General features: G+C 67.9%; 14 protein-coding genes. 4 read left to right on the plus strand and 10 right to left on the minus strand.

What is annotated here, in order from left to right:
• Nucleotides 1–479: 479 nt before the first annotated feature.
• The 10 genes from DB459_RS02320 to hpaR form a co-directional block, all read right to left on the minus strand.
• On the minus strand, nucleotides 480–896 hold the full coding sequence (locus DB459_RS02320) for an acyl-CoA thioesterase (protein WP_253711348.1): 417 nt from the start codon (nucleotides 894–896) through the stop codon (nucleotides 480–482).
• Nucleotides 893–3,013, minus strand: a complete 2,121-nt coding sequence (locus tag DB459_RS02325) for a 3-hydroxyacyl-CoA dehydrogenase NAD-binding domain-containing protein (protein ID WP_253713739.1) — start codon at nucleotides 3,011–3,013, stop codon at nucleotides 893–895. Before DB459_RS02325 ends, DB459_RS02320 begins: the two co-directional genes overlap by 4 nt.
• A 22-nt stretch (nucleotides 3,014–3,035) precedes the next feature.
• Entirely contained in the window at nucleotides 3,036–4,319 is a 1,284-nt protein-coding gene (locus DB459_RS02330; protein ID WP_253711349.1) for an acetyl-CoA C-acetyltransferase, read from the minus strand.
• On the minus strand, nucleotides 4,319–6,589 hold the full coding sequence (locus DB459_RS02335) for an acyl-CoA dehydrogenase (RefSeq protein ID WP_253711350.1): 2,271 nt from the start codon (nucleotides 6,587–6,589) through the stop codon (nucleotides 4,319–4,321). The genes DB459_RS02330 and DB459_RS02335 overlap by 1 nt, the downstream gene beginning before the upstream one ends.
• Before the next feature lie 114 nt (nucleotides 6,590–6,703).
• Nucleotides 6,704–7,324, minus strand: a complete 621-nt coding sequence (locus DB459_RS02340; RefSeq protein ID WP_253711352.1) for a flavin reductase family protein — start codon at nucleotides 7,322–7,324, stop codon at nucleotides 6,704–6,706.
• 121 nt (nucleotides 7,325–7,445) lie between these two features.
• Nucleotides 7,446–8,054 (minus strand): TetR/AcrR family transcriptional regulator, encoded by a 609-nt coding sequence (locus tag DB459_RS02345; RefSeq protein ID WP_253711353.1) that lies wholly within the window; start codon nucleotides 8,052–8,054, stop codon nucleotides 7,446–7,448.
• 57 nt (nucleotides 8,055–8,111) lie between these two features.
• On the minus strand, nucleotides 8,112–11,285 hold the full coding sequence (locus tag DB459_RS02350) for an efflux RND transporter permease subunit (RefSeq protein ID WP_253711355.1): 3,174 nt from the start codon (nucleotides 11,283–11,285) through the stop codon (nucleotides 8,112–8,114).
• A 14-nt stretch (nucleotides 11,286–11,299) separates the two neighbouring features.
• Nucleotides 11,300–12,394 (minus strand): efflux RND transporter periplasmic adaptor subunit, encoded by a 1,095-nt coding sequence (locus DB459_RS02355; protein ID WP_253711356.1) that lies wholly within the window; start codon nucleotides 12,392–12,394, stop codon nucleotides 11,300–11,302.
• Between the two features lie 416 nt (nucleotides 12,395–12,810).
• Nucleotides 12,811–14,148: an MFS transporter gene (locus DB459_RS02360; RefSeq protein WP_253711357.1), complete on the minus strand. Its 1,338-nt coding sequence runs from the start codon at nucleotides 14,146–14,148 to the stop codon at nucleotides 12,811–12,813.
• 191 nt (nucleotides 14,149–14,339) lie between these two features.
• Nucleotides 14,340–14,849, minus strand: coding sequence for a homoprotocatechuate degradation operon regulator HpaR (gene hpaR, locus DB459_RS02365; RefSeq protein WP_253713740.1), 510 nt, complete (start codon nucleotides 14,847–14,849; stop codon nucleotides 14,340–14,342).
• 562 nt (nucleotides 14,850–15,411) lie between these two features.
• On the opposite strand from hpaR, the gene hpaH reads away from it, so the two are divergent.
• Genes hpaH through DB459_RS02385 form a run of 4 tightly spaced genes read left to right on the plus strand, consistent with a single transcriptional unit; the run spans nucleotide 15,412 to nucleotide 19,104 of the window.
• The gene (hpaH, locus tag DB459_RS02370; RefSeq protein ID WP_253711359.1) at nucleotides 15,412–16,218 is read left to right on the plus strand and encodes a 2-oxo-hept-4-ene-1,7-dioate hydratase; all 807 of its coding nucleotides are present in this window, start codon (nucleotides 15,412–15,414) and stop codon (nucleotides 16,216–16,218) included.
• Between the two features lie 20 nt (nucleotides 16,219–16,238).
• The gene (locus DB459_RS02375; protein WP_253711360.1) at nucleotides 16,239–16,634 is read left to right on the plus strand and encodes a 5-carboxymethyl-2-hydroxymuconate Delta-isomerase; all 396 of its coding nucleotides are present in this window, start codon (nucleotides 16,239–16,241) and stop codon (nucleotides 16,632–16,634) included.
• Nucleotides 16,627–18,165, plus strand: coding sequence for a 5-carboxymethyl-2-hydroxymuconate semialdehyde dehydrogenase (gene hpaE, locus DB459_RS02380; RefSeq protein ID WP_253711361.1), 1,539 nt, complete (start codon nucleotides 16,627–16,629; stop codon nucleotides 18,163–18,165). Before DB459_RS02375 ends, hpaE begins: the two co-directional genes overlap by 8 nt.
• 27 nt (nucleotides 18,166–18,192) lie before the next feature.
• Entirely contained in the window at nucleotides 18,193–19,104 is a 912-nt protein-coding gene (locus tag DB459_RS02385; RefSeq protein WP_253711362.1) for a fumarylacetoacetate hydrolase family protein, read from the plus strand.
• Nucleotides 19,105–19,106 lie beyond the last annotated feature (2 nt).

Consider the following 19,106-nt stretch of genomic DNA (forward strand, 5'->3'; position numbering starts at 1 on the left):
AGGCTTGCGGGACACCGTGTTCGCAATCGCAACAACGGAACCGACGATGTGTGTGATTGCCCTCACCGATCAAGGCGTTGGCCGAAATAACGACGTCCATGCTCCGCATTGCGGGCGAGGCACATCATTTCTTCCAAGGAGGCGCGACCTCGCGCTATCGCTGTCCGCAAGCGGCGGTTGCGTCGCCGCAACCTCACCGCGCAGCACAGGCAAGTGCCTCAATCTGCAACTAAAATTCAGATCGCTTCGAGGTGCGAAGATTTCTGTTCTTCAATGCGGCCAACGCGAAGCACACTGTTCTCGCGAACGGCGGACGTCGGCAACAAATTCCTGGCCGCCGGCACGCCACGCCCGGCCATCCGCGACCTGCTGCAGCAGCATCGGCGCATCCGCTCGCCCGCACTGTAGTGCGCGCGGCGTCGGTCGCTGTGCCAATTTCCACCCTGGCGGCGTACCGGGCCGGCCTTGGCCTGGCGCGCTCACCCCTCCCGCACCACCGGGTGCGGACGGCCGTGATCATCGATGGCGACATAGGTGAAGTTGCCATCGGTCACCAGGATCGAACGGGTCTCGTTGCGGCGCATGACCCAGGCGGCGACGTGCACGGTGAGCGAGGTGCGGCCGACGCGAATGGCGTGGCAATGCACCGAGACGACGTCGCCGACGAACACCGGCTTGCGAAAGGTCATCGCCTCGATCGACACCGTGACGGTGCGCGAGCGCGCGACCTTCGAGGCCATGATGCCGCCGCCGACATCCATCTGGCTCAGCAACCAGCCGCCGAAGATGTCGCCATTGGCGTTGGTGTCGGCGGGCATCGCCAGGGTGCGGATGCAGAGCTCGCCGTCAGGCTCGAAAGCCGGAACGGCGGTGACGGCGGACGGGGATTCGGTCATGGCTGTGCCTGTACTGCGGTGCTGGTCGAGGAGGCGAACTGGTCCCAGCCGGCATCGGGCGTGAACCGCTCGCCGTAACGGTTGGAGAGCCCCTGCAGCGCCGCGACCACCTCGGCGACGCCGCGGCTGCGGGCATAGTTGAGCGGACCGCCGCGGAACGGCGCATAGCCGGTGCCGAAGATCATGGCGCCGTCGACCACGTCGGCATCGTCGACGATGCCCTCGCGCAGGCAGGCGACGCAGACATTGGACATCGGCAGGATCAGGCGGTCGGTCATTTCGTCGGTCGGCTGCACGGTCGGGGGGATCTTCAGCGCCGTGCCGCCTTCCCAGTCGTAGAAGCCCTTGCCGGTCTTGCGGCCGAGCTCGCCGCGCGCGACCTTGTCGCGCAGCCAGGCCGGCGCCTCGGGCAGGCCGCCGCCGAGCTTTTCGCGCAGCATGTCGCCGACGGCGAGACAGATATCGAGCCCGACCTGGTCGGCGAGCTCGATCGGCCCCATCGGCATGCCGAAGCGCTCCGCCGCGGCGTCGATGGTCGCCTTGTCGACCTTCTCGTCGAGCATGATCATGGCTTCCAGCATGTACGGCGTCAGCGCGCGGTTGACGAGGAAGCCCGGCGCGCTCTTCACCGGCAGCGGCAGGCGATCGATCGTGCCGACGAAGGCGCGGGCGGCGGCGAGCAGCTGCGCATCGGCGCGGTCGTGGCTGACCACCTCGACCAGCTGGAGCCGCGATACCGGGTTGAAGAAATGCAGGCCGACGAGACGCTCCGGCCGCGCCAGCGAGGCCCGCAGCTCCTCGAGCGGAATGCTCGAGGTATTGGTGGCGAGAATGGCGTCCGGCTTCATCCGCGCCTCGAGCGCGGCATACACCTGCCGCTTGAGCTCGAGCTTCTCCGGCACGGCTTCGATGACGAGGTCGGCGTTGCGCACGCCCTCGCCGGCGAGATCGGGCATCAGGCGATCGAGCGCGTCGCGCTCGTCGACCGGTTTGCGCAGGATCTTGCGGTAAAGCTCGGCGGCGCGGCGGATTGCGCCGGCGATCGGCTCCGGCTTCATGTCGGCGAGGCTGGTGCGCAGGCCCTGATAGGCGCACCAGGCGGCGATGTCGCCGCCCATGGCGCCGGCGCCCACGACATGGACGTGGCGCACGCGGTTGTCGCCGCCGGCGAGCTTCTTCATGCGCTCGCGCAGGAAGAACACCCGGATCAGATTCTGCGCCGTCGGCGTCACCATCAACCCGGCGAAGGATGCCGGCTCGGCCGCGAGCATCGCCCGCTTGTCGCCGCCGTGGCGCTCCCACAGGTCGATCAGCGCATAGGGCGCCGGATAATGCTCCTTCGCCGCCGACTTGGCCGCCTCGGTGCGCATCCTGCCGGCGAGCAGGCGGCGTAGCGGGGCGACATTGAGCAGGGCATTGAGCGTACCCGACCTCGCCCGGCGCAGCCGGCCGAACACGGCATCGCGCACCGCGTTGCGGACGTGGCGCTCGGCGGTGACCGCGTCGACCAGCCCGAGCGCCTTGGCGCGGCGGGCGTCGACGGTCTTGCCGGTGAGCATCAGGGTCATCGCCTGGGTCGGGTTGATCAGTTCGGTCAGCCGCGCCGGGCCGCCGAGGCCGGGATGCAGGCCCAGCATCACTTCGGGAAAGCCGAAGCGGGCGCCGTCGATGGCGATCCGCATGTTGCAGGCGAGCGCCACTTCGAGGCCGCCGCCGAGGCAGAAGCCGTGGATCACCGCCACCGTCGGCATGCGCAGGGCTTCGAGACGGTCGACCACCGCATGGGCGCGGCGGATCTCCGCCTCGACCTCGCGGGGATCGCTGGCGCCGCGGAATTCGTTGATGTCGGCACCGGCGATGAAACCGGACGGCTTGGCCGAGCGCAGGACGAGGCCGGCGGGCCGCTCGACCTCGATCGCGGCGAGCACCTCGCCGAACTCCTCCATCACCTCGGCGGAGAGCGAATTGGCGCCGGCGCCGGCCCGGTCGAAGACCAGCCAGGCGATGCCGTCGGCATCGCGGCCGAGCCGGAAATGACGGAAGCGCCCCGGCTCGGCGACAGGCGGCCCGAGCTCGAGGACGCGGTCGGCGAAGACGGTCATGATCTTGCTGTCCATGGTCGTGGTCATGCCCGCGGCCTCACACCGTCTCGATCAGCATGGCGCCGCCGAGCCCGCCGCCGATGCATTCGGTGGCGAGACCCCGCCTGGTGCCGAGCCGTTTCATGGCGTTGACGAGATGCAGCACGATGCGATTGCCCGAGGTACCGACCGGATGGCCGAGGCTGATGGCACCGCCATCGACGTTGAGACGCGCCCGATCGATGGCGCCGGCCGCGCCGTCGAGCTGGAGAATTTCGCGGCAGAAGCGCTCGTCCTCCCAGGCCTTGAGGCAGCCCAGCACCTGGCTGGCGAAGGCCTCGTTCAGCTCCCAGGTCTCGACGTCGTGGATGGTGAGATTGTTGCGCTTGAGCAGCGCGGTGGCGGCGAGCACCGGGCCGAGCCCCATGATCGAGGGATCGAGCGCCGACCACTGGCTGTCGACGATCACCGCCTTGGGGGTGAGGCCATGTTTCCTCAGCGCCTCGTCCGAGGCGAGGATCACCCAGGACGCGCCGTCGGTGATCTGCGAGGAATTGCCGGGCGTCACCTGGCCCCAGGGCCGCTCGAAGGCGGGCTTGAGGGTTGCGAGCTTCTCGACGCTGGAATCCGGCCGCACGCCGTCGTCGTGATCATAGAACTGCCCACGGCGATCGAACGCGGTCTCGACCTCGCCCTTGAGCCAGCCCTCGGCCTGGGCGCGGGCGAGCCGCTTGTGGCTCTCCACCGCATAGGCGTCGGCTTCGGCCCGGGTGATGCCGAACAGGTGGCCGACCTTCTCCGCGGTCTGGCCCATGTTGAGGTCGGTGACCGGATCGGTCAGGCCGCGCTCCAGCCCGATCACCGGCTTGAAATAAGCCGGCCGTGCCCGGGCAATGGCGGCGAGCTTGGCGAGCGCCCCCTTGGCGGTGGCGAGACCGGCGAACCAGCGCACGCCCTGCTGCGGCCAGACCAGCGGGGCATGGCTCAGCGCCTCGGCGCCGCCGGCGAGGATCATCTCGCCCTTGCCCTGCTGGATATAGCGATAGGCGGTGTCGATCGACTGCATGCCGGAGCCGCAATTGATCTGCACGGTGAAGGCGACCATGTCCTCGCCCATGCCGAGCCGCAGCGCCGCGACCCGCGCCGGGTTCATCTCGTCGGCGATGACGTTGACGCAGCCGAGGATGACCTGGTCGAAGGCGGTGGGCGCGAACGGCTGGCGCGCCAGCAGCGGCCGGCCGCATTGCACGGCGAGATCCACCGGCGTGAACGGACCCGGACCGCTGCGCGCCTTGAGAAACGGCGTGCGGCTGCCGTCGACGATGTAGACCGGACGTGTCATCAGCTTGCAGCCCGCGTGGTAAGGTCCTGAGGATCGGAACGATCGTGATAGCGCGCCGTCGACGGTGCCAGTTCCTCGGCGGCGAAGTCGTCCACCGCGATGACGCCGGCCACCGCCTTCTCCGCCGCCTCCAGCCGTTCCGCCTCGGCCTCGCCGATCACACCATTGCGCAACGCCGCGCGCCAGTCGCGAATCCGCGCCGTCCGCAGTTTTTTGACGATGTCCTCGTTGGCGGTGACGAGGGCAAAGGCCCGTTCCAGCCGGGCGAGACCGCGGTCGTCGTCGACATGGGCGATGTTGGGGGTGAGGCGATCGCGCGCCGCCGACGGTTCGAGAATGAGCTGCGCCAGGCGATGGATCAGGCTGTCCGAGGGCGAGGCGGCGCGCGGGCCGAAGGGCTGCACGATCAGCTTGAGCAGGACGGCGACGAAACGGTTGGGCAGGTTGGCGAGAATGTCGGCAAGGCGGAGCTCGATCGTCTTCAGCCCGCTCGCCATGCACCATTCCAGCGCCGCGAAGTCGTCCGGCTGGCGGCCTTCGTCGTGCCAGCGCTTCAGCGCGGCCGACAACAGGTAGAGTTCGGACAGGATGTCGCCGAACCGGGCCGACAGCATCTCCCTGCGCTTGAGGGCGCCGCCGAGCGTCGCCAGCGCCATGTCGGCGCACAGCGCGAAAGCCGCGGCATGGCGCGACAGCTGGCGATAGAAGCGCGTCGCCTCGCCCGCCTCCGGCGCCGGCGCGAACAGGCCGCCGGTCCAGTTGCGGCCGAGCGCCCGGAAGGCATTGGCGAAGGTGTGGCCGACATGAGCCCAGAACGCCGTGTCGAAGGCCTCGAGCCCGCGCGCCGGGTCGGCATCCGCCAGCGCGGTCATCTCGGTCAGCAGATGGGGGTGCGCGCGGATCGCGCCCTGACCGAAGACGATGAGGTTGCGGGTGAGGATATTGGCGCCCTCCACGGTGATGCCGACCGGCACCGCGCGATAGAGACTGCCCATGTAGTTCTGCGGTCCGTCGATCACCGCCTTGCCGCCGTGGATGTCCATGGCGTCGTCCACGACGACGCGCATGCGCTCGGTGGCATGCAGCTTCATGATGCCGGAGATCACCGCCGGATGGTGGCCCTGGTTGAGCGCGGCGCAGGTCAGGCGGCGCGCGGCATCGAGCAGATAGGCGGTGCCGGCGATGCGCGCGAGCGGCTCCTCGATGCCCTCGAACCGGCCGATCGGCACGTTGAACTGCTCGCGGATGCGCGCATAGGCGCCGGTGGTGCGGGCGACATAGGCCGCCGCTGCCGCCGACAGCGACGGCAGCGAGATGCCGCGCCCGGCGGCGAGCGCCGTCATCAGCATCTTCCAGCCTTCACCGATGCGGGCGCGGCCGCCGATGACGAAATCGAGCGGCACGAAGACGTCGCGGCCCCGGTTCGGCCCGTTCTGGAACACCTGCATCGCCGGCAGATGCCGCCGGCCGATCTCCACCCCGGGCAGGCCGGTCGGGACCAGGGCGAGGGTGATGCCGAGGTCCTCGGCGCCGCCGAGCAGGCGATCGGGATCATAGGCCTTGAAGGCGAGCCCGAGCAGCGTCGCCACCGGTCCGAGGGTGATGTAGCGCTTGTGCCAGTTGAGCCGCAGGCCGAGCACCTCGCGCCCCTCGAACATCCCCTTGCAGACGATGCCGCTGTCGACCATCGCGGCGGCGTCCGACCCGGCCTCCGGGCTGGTCAGGCCAAAACAGGGAATGTCGCGGCCGTCGGCGAGGCGCGGCAGCCAGCGCTGCCGCTGCTCGGGCGTGCCGAAGCGCAGCAGGAGTTCGCCGGGGCCGAGGGAATTGGGCACCATGACGGTGACCGCGGCGGCGCAGGACCGGGTCGAGACCTTGCGCACCACTTCGGAATGGGCATAAGGCGAGAAGCCGAGCCCGCCGAACTCCTTCGGAACGATCATGCCGAAGAACTTGTGGCGCTTGACGAAGTCCCAGACCTCCGGCGGCAGGTCGCGCCACTCCCAATTGATCCGCCAGTCGTCGAGCATGGCGCAGAGCTCGTTGACCGGGCCGTCGAGAAAAACCTGCTCTTCGTCCGTCAGCGTCGCCGGCGGATAGGCCAGCAGCTTGTCCCAGTCGGGCGTGCCGGTGAAGAGATCGGCGTCCCACCAGACGTCGCCCGCCTCGAGCGCCTCGCGTTCGGTGCTCGACATCTCCGGCATGACCTTGCGCGCCCAGGCGAAGATCGGCCGGCTGATGACGTCGCGACGGAAGGAAAACGAGGCCATGGCGATTCGTCCTTTCAGATCGTCGGCGCGGGATTCGTCGACGCAATACATGTTGCCGCAAGACCTGTTGCTGCAAGGTCCGTCGCCACCAGGCTGCACCCGGCGAAGCCGCCGTCAGTCCGGCCGCGCCATCTCGAACATGATCTCGGGGGTGATCTCGGCATAGTCGCCCATCCGGCCCGCTCGCAGGATCGGGTGCGCCTGCGCGGTCTGGTAGACGCCGTCCTTGATCAGGGCGCGATCGATATAGACCGCGACCACTTCGCCGAGCGTCAGCCAGGACGGCACCTTGTTGCCCTCCTTGTCCTGGAGCTGGACGATCTGCAGCACCTTGCATTCCATCGCCGCCGGGCTCTCGCCGACCCGCGGCGGGCGCACCAGCCGGCCCGGCACCTTGGTGAGGCCGGCGATGTCGAATTCGTCGACCCCCGGCGGCACATGGGCGGCGGTGGCGTTCATCCGGGTGGCGAGCTCCCTGGTGGCGAGGTTCCAGACGAACTCGCCGGTCTCCATCACGTTCCGGATCGAATCCTTCTTGCCGATGCTGGAGAAGCCGATGATCGGCGGCTTGTAGTTGAAGGCGTTGAAGAAGCTGTAGGGCGCGAGATTGACCCTGCCCTCCTTGTCGCAGGACGAGATCCAGCCGATCGGCCGCGGCCCGATGATGGCGTTGAACGGATCGTGGCGCAGGCCATGGCCCTGGACGGGCTCGTAGACGTGGAAGTCGCGGGACATCGGCAAGGCGATCCTTTCTGATGCGAAATCGGTCGGTCCGAAGACGGTCCGCCGAGTATAGCAGCGACAGGTCAACAGGATCTGACGGCGAAGCGCGCAAGCGCCCTCGCCGTCCGGCGCCTCAGCGGGCCGGCTGCTTCGGCGTCAGCGCCGAGATGACGAAATCGATCATCTGCTCGAGGGTCGGGCCCGGCTTGCAGGCGCACTGGGCGATCATCTGGGGATGGAAGAAGCGCAGCATGGCGCTGGCGGTGGCCATCGCCGTCACTGCCACGTCGGGCGCGGCGAAGACTCCCTCGCGGGCACCGTCGTCGATCACCTTGGCGATGATGCCGGTGATGCGTTCGACATGGGCGGTGCAGACCTGCCAGTCCTCCTCCATGGCCATCGCGACCATCTGGTGGATCTTCTCGTCGCCGGTATAGCGCTCGGCGTTCATGTGGTGGATCGTGGCGAGCAGCCGTCGCAGCCGGCCGACCGGCTCCTCGGGCTCGAAGGCGATCGCGGTCGCCGCGGTCTCCACCTCGCCCATCAGCCGGCTGGCCACCGCCTCATAGATCGCCCGCTTGGAATCGAAGAAGCGATAGATGTTGGCCGGGCTCATCCGCAGCACCCGCGCGATGTCCGCCACCGTGGTCTTCTGGTAGCCGATCTCGCGGAATAGCCGCTCGGCAGTGGTGACGACCCGCTGCTGGGTGTCGGTTTCGATATGGTCGGCGATCAGGGCCATCTTTGGCTTCTTGTCCTTGTCAGGCGGAGGGGCACGCTTTGGGACATCTCCGCCGGGCTACTCCGCGGCCAGCGGGAAATGGCCCGGCGCGGCTCGGTCGATCTCGGCGTCACCGCCCTCATGGTTTCTTTCTTCCGCATCAACGGATTGCGGCTGACCGCGGTCCTCCAGCGAACGCCTGAACCATAGCGCATAGAGGCCGGGAAGGAAAAGCAGCGTGAGGAAGGTGGCGACGAACAGGCCGCCCATGATGGTAACCGCCATCGGCCCCCAGAACGCCGAGCGCGACAGCGGAATCATGGCCAGGATCGCCGCCAGCGCGGTCAGCACCACCGGCCGGGCCCGCCGCACCGTGGCCTCGATGATGGCCTGGCGCCGGGTCAGGCCCCCCGCAACGTCGCTCTCGATCTGATCGACCAGGATGACGGTGTTGCGCATGATCATACCGGCGAGCGCAATCAGGCCGAGCAGCGCCACGAAGCCGAACGGCCGGTTGGTGACGAGAAGCCCGAACGCGGCGCCGATCAGGCCGAGCGGCGCGGTGAGGAAGACCAGGGCGAGACGCGAGAAGCTCTGCAGCTGGATCATCAGCAGGGTGAGCATCGCGATCACCATCACCGGGAACAGCGCCGCCAGCGAGGCATTGCCCTTGGCGGATTCCTCGATGGCGCCGCCCATCTCCATGCGATAGCCGGGCTGCAGCGCGTCCCTGATCGAGGCGAGCTTCGGCCAGATCTGGTTGGTGACGTCCGGCGCCTGGACGCCGTCGACGATGTCGGAGCGCACCGTGATCGCCATGTCGCGGTTGCGCCGCCACAGGATCGGCTCCTCGAACGCATATTCGATCTTCGCCACCTGGGAGAGCGGCACGGCGACGCCGTTGCTCGAATAGATGGTGAGATCGGCGACACGGCCGAGATCGAGCCTCTCGCCGGCGACGGCGCGGGCCACCACCGCGACCTTCTCGATGCCGTCACGCACCGTCGTCACCGTGGCGCCGGAGATCAGCATCTGGGTCGCCTGGGAGATGTCCTGCGGGGTCAGGCCGAGCGCGCGGGCGCGATCCTGGTCCACCACCAGCTTGAGGTAGGGCGACTTCTCGTTCCAGTCGAGATGCGGGTCGACCACGTTCGGATTCTCGCGCATGACGTCGCGCACCTTGTAGGCGAGCTCGCGCACCACCTTGGGGTCGGGACCGACGACGCGGAACTGGACCGGGAAGCCGACCGGCGGACCGAAATTGAAGCGGTCGACCCTGACCCTCGCCTCGGCCAGTTCGCCCGCGGCCACCGCCTTCTCCAGCCGCGCCTTGATCCGTTCGCGCGCTTCGACGTCCTTCGCCACGACGACGATCTCGGCGTAGGCCTCGTTCGGCAGCTGCGGATTGAGCCCGAGCCAGAACCGGGGCGGGCCCTGGCCGATATAGGTCGTATAGGTCGCGATGTCGCCGTCGCCCTTGAGCAGCTGCTCGGCCTTCTCCGCGGTCTTCTCGGTGACGCCGAAGGCGGTGCCTTCCGGCATCCGCAGCTGGAAGAACAATTCGGGCCGTTCCGACAGCGGGAAGAACTGCTGCTGGACGAGGCCGAAGGCCGCGATCGACAGCGCGAAGATTCCGACCGTGGCGATCACCACGGTGCCGCGCCAGCGCACGCACCATTCGACGACCCGCCGCAGCGCGCGGTAGATCCTCGTGTCGTAGATCGCCTGCGGATCGTTGCCGCCATGTCCGTCGCCAGCGTGTTTGGCGAAGTCAGGCAGCAGCTTGACGCCGATATAGGGCGTGAACAGCACGGCGACGAACCAGGAGACGATCAGGGCGATGGCGACGATCCAGAAGATGCCGCCGGCATATTCGCCGGTCGAGGAGTTGGCGAAGCCGACGGGGAGAAAACCCGCCGCCGTCACCAGCGTGCCGGTGAGCATCGGAAAGGCGGTGGATTCCCAGGCGAACGAGGCCGCGCGGATCCGGTCCCAGCCCTGCTCCATCTTCACCACCATCATCTCGACCGCGATGATGGCGTCGTCGACCAGGAGGCCGAGCGCGATGATCAGCGCGCCGAGCGTGATGCGGTGCAGATCGAGGCCCATGGCGTTCATGATGATGAAAACCACGGAGAGCACCAGCGGCACACTCAGCGCGACGACGATGCCGGTGCGCCAGCCGAGCGCGACGAAGCTGACGAACAGCACGATCGCCAGCGCCTCGATGAAGGAGCGGACGAACTCGCCGACCGCGTGATCGACCACCTGGGGCTGATCGGCGATCTGCTCGAGCTCGAAACCCTGCGGCACGCCTTTCATGAACTCGTCTTTGGCCTCGCCGACGTCCTTGCCGAGCTCGAGGATGTTGGCGCCCTTGGCCATGACGATGCCGATGCCGAGCGCCGGCTTGCCGCGCTGGCGGACCTTGTAGTCGGAAGGGTCCTCGTAGCCGCGGCTCACCGTGGCGATGTCGCCGAGCCGGAACACCCGGCCGCCGCTCGCGATCGGGGTTGCGGCCACCGCCTTGACGCCGTCGAGGGCGCCGGACACGCGCAGCGGCACCCGCTGCGACGAGGTCTCGACCACGCCGCCGGGGCTGACCGCGTTCTGCCGCGACAGCGAATCGAAGATCGCCTGGGCGGTGATGCCGAGGGTGGCGAGCTTGGCGTGGGAGAATTCGACGAAGATCTTCTGGTCCTGCACGCCGTAGAGATTGACCTTGGTGACGTTCGGCACCTTGAGCAGGCGCTGGCGCAGGCCTTCGCCCACGGTCTTGAGCTGGGCGTAGCTCGCGCCGTCGGCAGTCAGCATGTAGAGGACGGAATCGACGTCGCCGTATTCGTCGTTGACGTTGGGCCCGATCAAGCCGTCCGGCAGCTCGCTGCGGATGTCGGTCAGCTTCTTGCGCAGCTGATAGAACAGCTGCGGCACTTCCTTGGGCGGGGTATTGTCCTTGAAGGTGACCTGCATCGCTGTGAAGGACGGCTTGGTATAGGTCGTCACCTTGTCGAAATAGGGCAGCTCCTGCAGCTTCTTCTCGATCGCATCGGCGACCTGCGACTGCATTTCGGTCGCGGTCGCCCCCGGCCAGATCGCGGTCACCACCGCGACCTTGATGGTGAAGGACGGATCCTCGGCGCGGCCGAGCCGCTCATAGGAGAAGAAGCCGGCCGCGCCCAGCATGATGACGAAGAACAGCATCAAGGCGGGGTGGGAAACCGCCCAGGCCGACAGATTGAAACGGCGCATGCTCGCCCCCCCGCTCAGAACGCCAGCGATGCGACGACGCTAACCTTCTGCGCCGGGTCGAGCTTCTGGACGCCGAGCGCAACGACGCGCGCGCCCTCCTCGACGCCGCCGCCGATCACCGCGTCGTTGGTCTCGTAGGCCTTGACCGTGACCGGGCGCAGGCTGACCGCGCCGCTGGCATCGACCACATAGAGCGAGGGCTTGTCGCCCTGACTGAACAGCGCCGACAGCGGCACGCGCGCGACCTTTTCACCGCCTGTATCGGCGAGGATCAGCGTCGCCGTCATGCCGAGCTGCACGTCCTCGCCGACGTCGGGCAGCGTGAACTTGGCGAGATAGGTCCGGGTCGCGGCATCGGCCTGGGGCGCAAGTTCCCGCAGCTTCGCCGCATAGCGCCTGCCGGGCTCCGACCACAGCGTGACATGGGCCTCGCCGCTCCTCGCCCGCTGGACCAGGGTTTCGGGAATGGCGACCACCGCCTCCTTCTCGGCAATGCGGGCGATCCGGATCGCCGCCTGGCCGGACGCCACCACCTGCCCCGGCTCGACGAGGGTCGCGGTGACGACGCCGCGGGCGTCGGCGGCGAGCGTGGTGTAGGACAGCGAGTTCTTGGTCAGTTCGACCGCGCGCTCGGCGCGCGTCAGACGCGCCCGCGCCTCGTCGGCGGACGCCCGCGCCTGATCGACCTGGGCATCGGTGCTCCAGCCCCTTGCCTTGAGCTCCTTGGCGCGGGTCTCGGCGGCGACCGCCTGGGCGACGACGCCGGTGGCGGCGCGAAACTCGGCTTCGGACTGGTCGGCCTGGAGCTTGAGGTCGACTTCGTCGAGCACCGCCAGCGGCTGGCCGGGCTCGACCCGCTGGCCGACCTCGACGAGACGGCGGGCAACCTTGCCGGCGACCCGGAAGCCGAGATCGGATTCGACCCGGGGCCGGATGGTGCCGACGAAGCTGCGCTCGGGGACATCGGCTTCATAGTGCACGGTGGCAACCAGCACCGGCCGGTCCTGGGCCTGCTCGGCCGGCTTGTCGTTGCAGCCGGCAAGCATCACAGCAAGCCCGGAGACGGACAGCAACACTTTGAATTTACGACGGAAAATGCCGAGGCGCATGGCAAGGCTCCCGAGAATTGACCGGGATAAAGCTAACTGACTAGTGACGAATGTCAATAATCATCAGCGCTCAATCGTTAAGCGTCAGTAGCCGTTTTGGGGCAATTTCCTTCACGATGTGGGGAGGAGCCGGTTCGCCTCGCCCCGCTTGCGGTTCAAGCAGCGGGGCGGACAAGCCTGTGTCCCGTCATCCCGAGGCGCTCGCCAACGGGGCCGCGCGAGGCGCGGCTCGATGACAGGCTCCGCGAGCCTCGAAGGACGTCATCCTGAGGCGCTCGCGAAGCGAGCCTCGAAGGATGGACGGCCCACTTTTCGAGACATCGACCGTCGCCCTTCGAGGGCCGCGCTACGCGCAGCCACCTCAGGGTGACGGTTCAAATTCATCTAACGGCTTGGAGAAGTGCCGGAAGCCCCCCTCACCGCGCCTTCTCACCGGCGGCGGAGAATTCGATCCGGGTGTCGTGGCGCAGCAGCACCACCAGGATGCCGGCGACCAGCGGCAAGATCGCGAGCACGAGCAGGCCGGTCTCGGTGCTGCCGGTGCTCTCCTTGACCCAGCCGATCAGGTAGGGGCCGCCGAAGCCGGCGAGATTGCCGATCGAGTTGATCAGCGCGATGGCGCCGGCCGCCGCCGTGCCGCTGAGGAACGCGGTCGGCAAGGTCCAGAACAACGCGAAGGTGCAGAACACGCCGATCGCCGCCACCGTCAGCGCCACCATGGTGGCCGTCGGATTGCCGAGAGTGCTGGACGCGGCGAGCGCGATCGCGGTGAGGAACAGCGGCAGGGCGACATGCCAGACGCGCTCGCGGGTGCGGTCCGAATGCCGCCCCCACAGCACCATGGCGATCGAGCCGAACAGGTAGGGAATCGCGGTGACGAAGCCGGTCTCGACGTTCGACAGGCCGAACGCCTTGACGATCTGGGGCAGCCAGAACTGCATGCCGTAGAGCGCGCCGACGAAGCCGAAATAGACCAGCGACAGCACCAGCACCTTCGGCGACGACATCGCCTGGCCGAGCGACATCGGATGCGCCGCCGCGCGGGCCGCCTCCTCGCGGGCGAGACGGCCGGCAAGCCACGCCTTCTGCGGCGCGCTGAGCCAGGTCGCCGCGGCGGGACGGTCGGTGAGGAAGAACCAGGTGACGATGCCGAGCACGATCGAGGGCACGCCTTCGAGGATGAACAGCCACTGCCAGCCGCGCAGCCCGGCGACGCCGTCGAGGCCGAGCATATAGCCCGAGATCGGCGCGCCGATGACGGTGGAGACCGGTACCGCGATGGCGAAGGCGGCGAGGATGCGGGCGCGATATTCGGCCGGATACCAGTAGGTCAGGTAGAGAATGATGCCGGGAAAGAAGCCGGCTTCGGCGACGCCGAGCAGGAAGCGCAGGACGTAGAAGCTGCTGGTGCCGCCGACCGTGGCCATCAGCGCCGAGATCACGCCCCAGGTCACCATGATGCGGGCGATCCAGCGGCTGGCGCCGACCTTGTGCAGGATGATGTTGCTCGGCACTTCGAAGATGAAGTAGCCGATGAAGAAGATGCCGGCCCCCCAGCTGAAGACGATCGGGGAGAATTTCAGTTCGGCATTCATGGTCAGCGCCGCGAAGCCGAGATTGACGCGGTCGAGATAGGCCAGGAAATAGGCCAGCACCAGAAACGGAATGATCCGCCGCGAGATCGCACTGATGGTGGCGCGTTCGACCTCGGTGCCGTCGCCCGTCGCCTGCACGGTTGCTGCTGCCACGCTCATCTATGCTCCCCTTCGGATTTCCCCCGGGCCCGATCGGGCCTGGATTTCTCCCGGGCCCGATCGGGCCCTTGGACGCGGCCCGTTCGGGTCCTGCGCCGATGATTGATGCTGAAGTCCCGACGCGAGCGTCAGGTCGTTGCGGTGGCGGGACAGTGGCCAAACACCGCCGCCATTTCAATGCCTGATTCCACTTAATCCCTGCCTGGATTTCGGCTTGCGGCCTGCCTGGCCTTGCCCGAACCGGCCTTCGGCCGGGCGGGCGGCCGCTTCGGGGGCGAGGCGAGCAGCACCGCTTCGAGCTCGCCGAGCAGGCCTTGCAGCGTCTCGAGCTTGCCGGGGCCGTAACGATCCGTGATCTCGGCGTAGATCGCCTCGGAGCGCGGCGCCACCGCTGCGATCACCGCGAGCCCCGCCGGGGCGATCGACACCAGCGCGCGGCGCAGGTCGCTTTCCGGCGAGCGGCGGCGGATCAGATCGCGCGCTTCGAGATCGCGCAGGATGCGCGACAGGCTGGGGCCCAGGAGATAAGTGGCGCGGGCGAGTTCGCTCGCCTCGATCTGCTCGACCGCCGACAGGGCGCGCAGGATCCGCCATTGCTGCTCGGTGAGGTCATGGGCGCGCAGGATCGGCCGGAACTGGCGCATCACCGCCTCGCGGGCGCGCAGCAGCGCCATCGGCAACGACCGCGAGAAGTCGCGCATCGGCACCGCATGCGCGCTCACGGCTTCCACCTCCGCCGCCGCGCGTCGCCGCGTCCTCGTTTCGCTCACCGGTCCGCTCCTGCTCGCTTCACCACGCGTCCTGCATCGCGCTGCGCTCGACTCGTATTCTGTGCGGCGCCGCCGCTTCAAGCGCTAACTGATTCGCATTCTGCGTCGCCCCCCCCGCTTCAAGCCTACGAGATTCACGCATCCGGGTGGCGACAACGGAGTGAAAAGATGCGCCCTGACCTTCATTCTCGTCATGGCCGGGCTTGTCCCGGCCATCCACGACTTGCTTGCTGCAGCGTCGTGAAGACGTGGATGCCCGCGACAAGCGCGGGCATGACGACGGAATGTTGAGCAGCGCCACCGGTAGACGAAGCCCAACCGCATTCCCCGTCATGGCCGGGCTCCGTCCCGGCCATCCACGCCTTTCCTGCCGAGCCGCTTCAAGGTCGTAGATGCCCGCGACGAAGGTGGAGCAGCGCCACAGACTCGGCCCGGCTTGCCGCCATCAATTTAACATGTTAAATAGTTTGCAGCAACGCTCGGGGATGTCACGATGAGCCTGTCTCCCGACGCCGTCCGCATGGCGGCCGCGCGGCTGTTCGATGCCGAGAAGAACCGCAGCCAGATCCGCCAGCTGTCGATCGAATATCCGCAGATGACGGTCGCGGACGCCTACGCGGTGCAGACCGCGCTGGTCGGACTCAAGGTCGCCGCCGGCGGCGTGGTGCGCGGCCACAAGATCGGCCTGACTTCCAAGGCGATGCAGAGCGCGCTCGACATCGACGAGCCGGATTCCGGCGTGCTGTTCGACGACATGTTCTTCGCCGACGGCGGCATCGTCCCGACCGACCGCTTCATCGCCACCCGGATCGAGGCGGAACTCGCCTTCGTCATGCGCGATCGCCTGCAGGGTCCGGACTGCACCATCTTCGACGTGCTCAATGCCACCGACTTCGTGGTGCCGGCGCTGGAAATCCTCGACACCCGGATCGAGCGCGTCGATCGCGAGACGCAGGCGACGCGCAAGATCGTCGACACCATCGCCGACAACGCCGCCAATGCCGGCATCGTGCTCGGCGGCCGGCCGCTGCGGCCGCTCGAAGCAGACCTGCGCTGGATCGGCGCGCTCTGCTACAAGAACGGCCAGTTGGAGGAGACCGGGCTCGCCGCCGGCGTGCTCAACCATCCCGCCAACGGCATCGTCTGGCTGGTGAAGAAACTGGCGCCGCTCGGGCTCGCGCTCGAACCCGGCCAGGTGGTGCTGGCCGGCTCCTTCATCCGGCCGATCGAAACCCGCAAGGGCGACACCATCCAGGCCGATTTCGGCGCTTATGGTTCGGTCAATTGCTATTTCGGCTGACGTCGATCCGGAGCGAGACCATGCCGCATTTCACCATCGAATACTCGGCGAACCTCGGCCAGCGCACCGACATCGGTGCGGTGGTCGAGCTGGTCCGGCGCAGCGCGCTCGACACCGGGGTGTTTCCGATCGGCGGCATCCGCGTGCGCGCCATCCGTTGCGACGATTATGCCATCGGCGACGGCAACCCGGACCTCGCCTTCCTCGCCATGGTGCTGCGCATGGGCCAGGGCCGCGACTTCGACACCCGCAAGGCCGCGGGCGAAGCCATCTTCGAGGCGCTCGCCGCCCATCTCGAACCGGTCTTTGCCGCGAGCCTGCTGTCGCTGTCCTTCGAGATCGTCGAAGTCGCCGAGCTGAACTGGAAGAAGAACAACATCCACGCCTTCCTGAAGGGACAAGCCGGCCATGACTAAGGCAAGCAGCGCCGCCGACCTCTATGCCGCCAACCTGGAACGGGCGAAGCCGCTTCTCGCCAGGCTGCGCGCCGACGGCATCGGTCATTTCATCGGCGGCAGGACGGTTGCCTCGAGCTCGGGCGCGACCTTCGAGACGATCTCGCCGGTGGACCGGGCGGTGCTGGCGCAGGTGGCGCGCGGCGGCGCCGCCGAGATCGATGCGGCGGCGCGATCCGCCGAGCAGGCATTCCGCGCCTGGCGCGACATTTCCCCGGCCAGCCGCAAGAAGCTCCTGCACAAGGTGGCCGACGCCATCGAGGCGCGCGCCGCCGACATTGCCGTGCTCGAATGTCTCGACACCGGCCAGCCCTACCGCTTCATGGCCAAGGCGGCGATCCGCGCCGCCGAGAATTTCCGTTTCTTCGCCGACCGCTGCGAAAGCGCTCGCGACGGCCTCAACCTGCCGAGCGGCGAGCACTGGAACGTGTCGACCCGGGTGCCGATCGGACCGGTCGGCGTCATCACGCCGTGGAACACGCCGTTCATGCTCTCCACCTGGAAGATCGCGCCGGCGCTGGCGGCGGGCTGCACCGTCGTGCACAAGCCGGCGGAATGGTCGCCGGTCACCGCCGATCTCCTGGTGCGGCTGGCGCATGACGCCGGCATCCCGCCGGGCGTGTTCAACACCGTCCACGGCTATGGCGAGGACGCCGGCCGGGCGCTGACCGAACACCCCGCCATCAAGGCGATCGGCTTCGTCGGCGAGAGCTCGACCGGCTCGGCGATCATGGCTCAGGGCGCCGCCACCTTGAAGCGGGTCCATTTCGAGCTCGGCGGCAAGAACCCGGTGATCGTGTTCGACGATGCCGACCTCGAGCGCGCGCTCGATGCCGTGGTCTTCATGATCTATTCGCTCAACGGCGAACGCTGCACCTCGTCGAGCCGTCTCCTGATCCAGGACACCATCGCCGAGCGTTTCATCGACAAGCTCGCGGCCCGGGTGCGCGCGCTCGAGGTTGGCCATCCGCTCGATCCTGCGACCGAGATCGGACCCTTGATCCACCAGCGCCACCTCGCCAAGGTCTGTTCCTATTTCGACGTCGCGCGGCAGGACGGCGCGAGCATCGCCGTCGGCGGGACAACGCATGACGGCCCCGGCGGCGGGTTCTATGTGGCGCCGACCCTCGTCACGGGAGCCGGCGCGGCGATGCGCGTCGCCCAGGAAGAAGTGTTCGGCCCCTTCCTCACCGTGATCCCGTTCAAGGACGAGAGCACGGCGGTCGAAATCGCCAACGGCGTGCGCTACGGCCTCGCCGGCTATGTCTGGACCGGCGACATGGGCCGCGCGCTGCGCGTTGCCGATGCGCTGGAGGCCGGCATGATCTGGCTCAATTCGGAGAATGTCCGGCACCTGCCGACGCCGTTCGGCGGCATGAAGGCCTCCGGCATCGGCCGCGACGGCGGCGATTTTTCGTTCGACTTCTACATGGAGACCAAGCACATCAGCCTGGCGCGCGGGACCCACAACATCCAGCGCCTCGGCGTCTGATCGGATCGTTCGCAAAGGAGCGCCGCCATGAGCCAGCCGCCCCGCTTCGTCAGCTTTCGCCGCGACGGCATCGAGCGCAACGACGTCGAGCACAACGACGTCGAGCACAACGACGTCGAGCGCTACGGCCTCGTCGTCGGCGACGGTGTCGTCGACCTGACGCAACCTGGGCTACCGACCTTGCGCGAGGTGATCGCGGCCGACGCCCTGCCCCGCCTCGCCGAGCGCGCGGCAGGCCGCAAGGCCGATCGCGCCCTCGCCGAGATCGAATTGCGGCCGCCGGTGCCGGCGCCGGAAAAGATCATCTGCATCGGCGTCAACTATCCCGACCGCAACGCCGAATACAGGGACGACCAGGACGCGCCGAAATATCCCAGCATGTTCATGCGCACGGCGCGCTCCTTCGTCGGCCACGGCGCGCCGCTGGTGCGTCCGACCGTCTCGCCGCAGCTCGACTACGAAGGCGAGGTGGCGCTGGTCATCGGCCGCGCCGGGCGCCACATCGCGCAGCAGGATGCGCTCGATCACGTCGCCGCGGTGACGATCTGCAACGAGGGCACGATCCGCGACTGGGTGCGCCACGCCAAGTTCAACGTGACGCAGGGCAAGAACTTCGATTCGTCCGGCAGCCTCGGCCCCTGGCTGGTGCCATTCACGGGCGAAGCGCAGATCGCCGACCTGCGGCTGACCACGCGGGTCAACGGCGAGCTGCGCCAGGACGATCGCACCAGCCGGATGATCTTCGGCTTTCGCTATCTGATCAGCTACATCACCACCTTCACCACGCTCGTTCCCGGTGACATCATCGTCACCGGCACGCCGACCGGCGCCGGCGCCCGCTTCGATCCGCCGCGCTATCTCAAGCCCGGCGACGTCGTCGAGGTCGAGGTCGAAAATATCGGCACGCTGCGCAACGGCGTCGTCGACGAACGGCGGTAACG

It is taken from the genome of Bradyrhizobium sp. WD16 (assembly GCF_024181725.1).
Lineage (GTDB): Bacteria > Pseudomonadota > Alphaproteobacteria > Rhizobiales > Xanthobacteraceae > Bradyrhizobium_A.

Bases quoted from the DNA above. Each gene is read 5' to 3' on its own strand.
- DB459_RS02320 (WP_253711348.1), bottom strand. From the start codon at position 896: ATGACCGAATCCCCGTCCGCCGTCACCGCCGTTCCGGCTTTCGAGCCT.
- DB459_RS02325 (WP_253713739.1), bottom strand. From the start codon at position 3,013: ATGGACAGCAAGATCATGACCGTCTTCGCCGACCGCGTCCTCGAGCTC.
- DB459_RS02330 (WP_253711349.1), bottom strand. From the start codon at position 4,319: ATGACACGTCCGGTCTACATCGTCGACGGCAGCCGCACGCCGTTTCTC.
- DB459_RS02335 (WP_253711350.1), bottom strand. From the start codon at position 6,589: ATGGCCTCGTTTTCCTTCCGTCGCGACGTCATCAGCCGGCCGATCTTC.
- DB459_RS02340 (WP_253711352.1), bottom strand. From the start codon at position 7,324: ATGTCCCGCGACTTCCACGTCTACGAGCCCGTCCAGGGCCATGGCCTG.
- DB459_RS02345 (WP_253711353.1), bottom strand. From the start codon at position 8,054: ATGGCCCTGATCGCCGACCATATCGAAACCGACACCCAGCAGCGGGTC.
- DB459_RS02350 (WP_253711355.1), bottom strand. From the start codon at position 11,285: ATGCGCCGTTTCAATCTGTCGGCCTGGGCGGTTTCCCACCCCGCCTTG.
- DB459_RS02355 (WP_253711356.1), bottom strand. From the start codon at position 12,394: ATGCGCCTCGGCATTTTCCGTCGTAAATTCAAAGTGTTGCTGTCCGTC.
- DB459_RS02360 (WP_253711357.1), bottom strand. From the start codon at position 14,148: ATGAGCGTGGCAGCAGCAACCGTGCAGGCGACGGGCGACGGCACCGAG.
- hpaR (WP_253713740.1), bottom strand. From the start codon at position 14,849: ATGCGCGACTTCTCGCGGTCGTTGCCGATGGCGCTGCTGCGCGCCCGC.
- hpaH (WP_253711359.1), top strand. From the start codon at position 15,412: ATGAGCCTGTCTCCCGACGCCGTCCGCATGGCGGCCGCGCGGCTGTTC.
- DB459_RS02375 (WP_253711360.1), top strand. From the start codon at position 16,239: ATGCCGCATTTCACCATCGAATACTCGGCGAACCTCGGCCAGCGCACC.
- hpaE (WP_253711361.1), top strand. From the start codon at position 16,627: ATGACTAAGGCAAGCAGCGCCGCCGACCTCTATGCCGCCAACCTGGAA.
- DB459_RS02385 (WP_253711362.1), top strand. From the start codon at position 18,193: ATGAGCCAGCCGCCCCGCTTCGTCAGCTTTCGCCGCGACGGCATCGAG.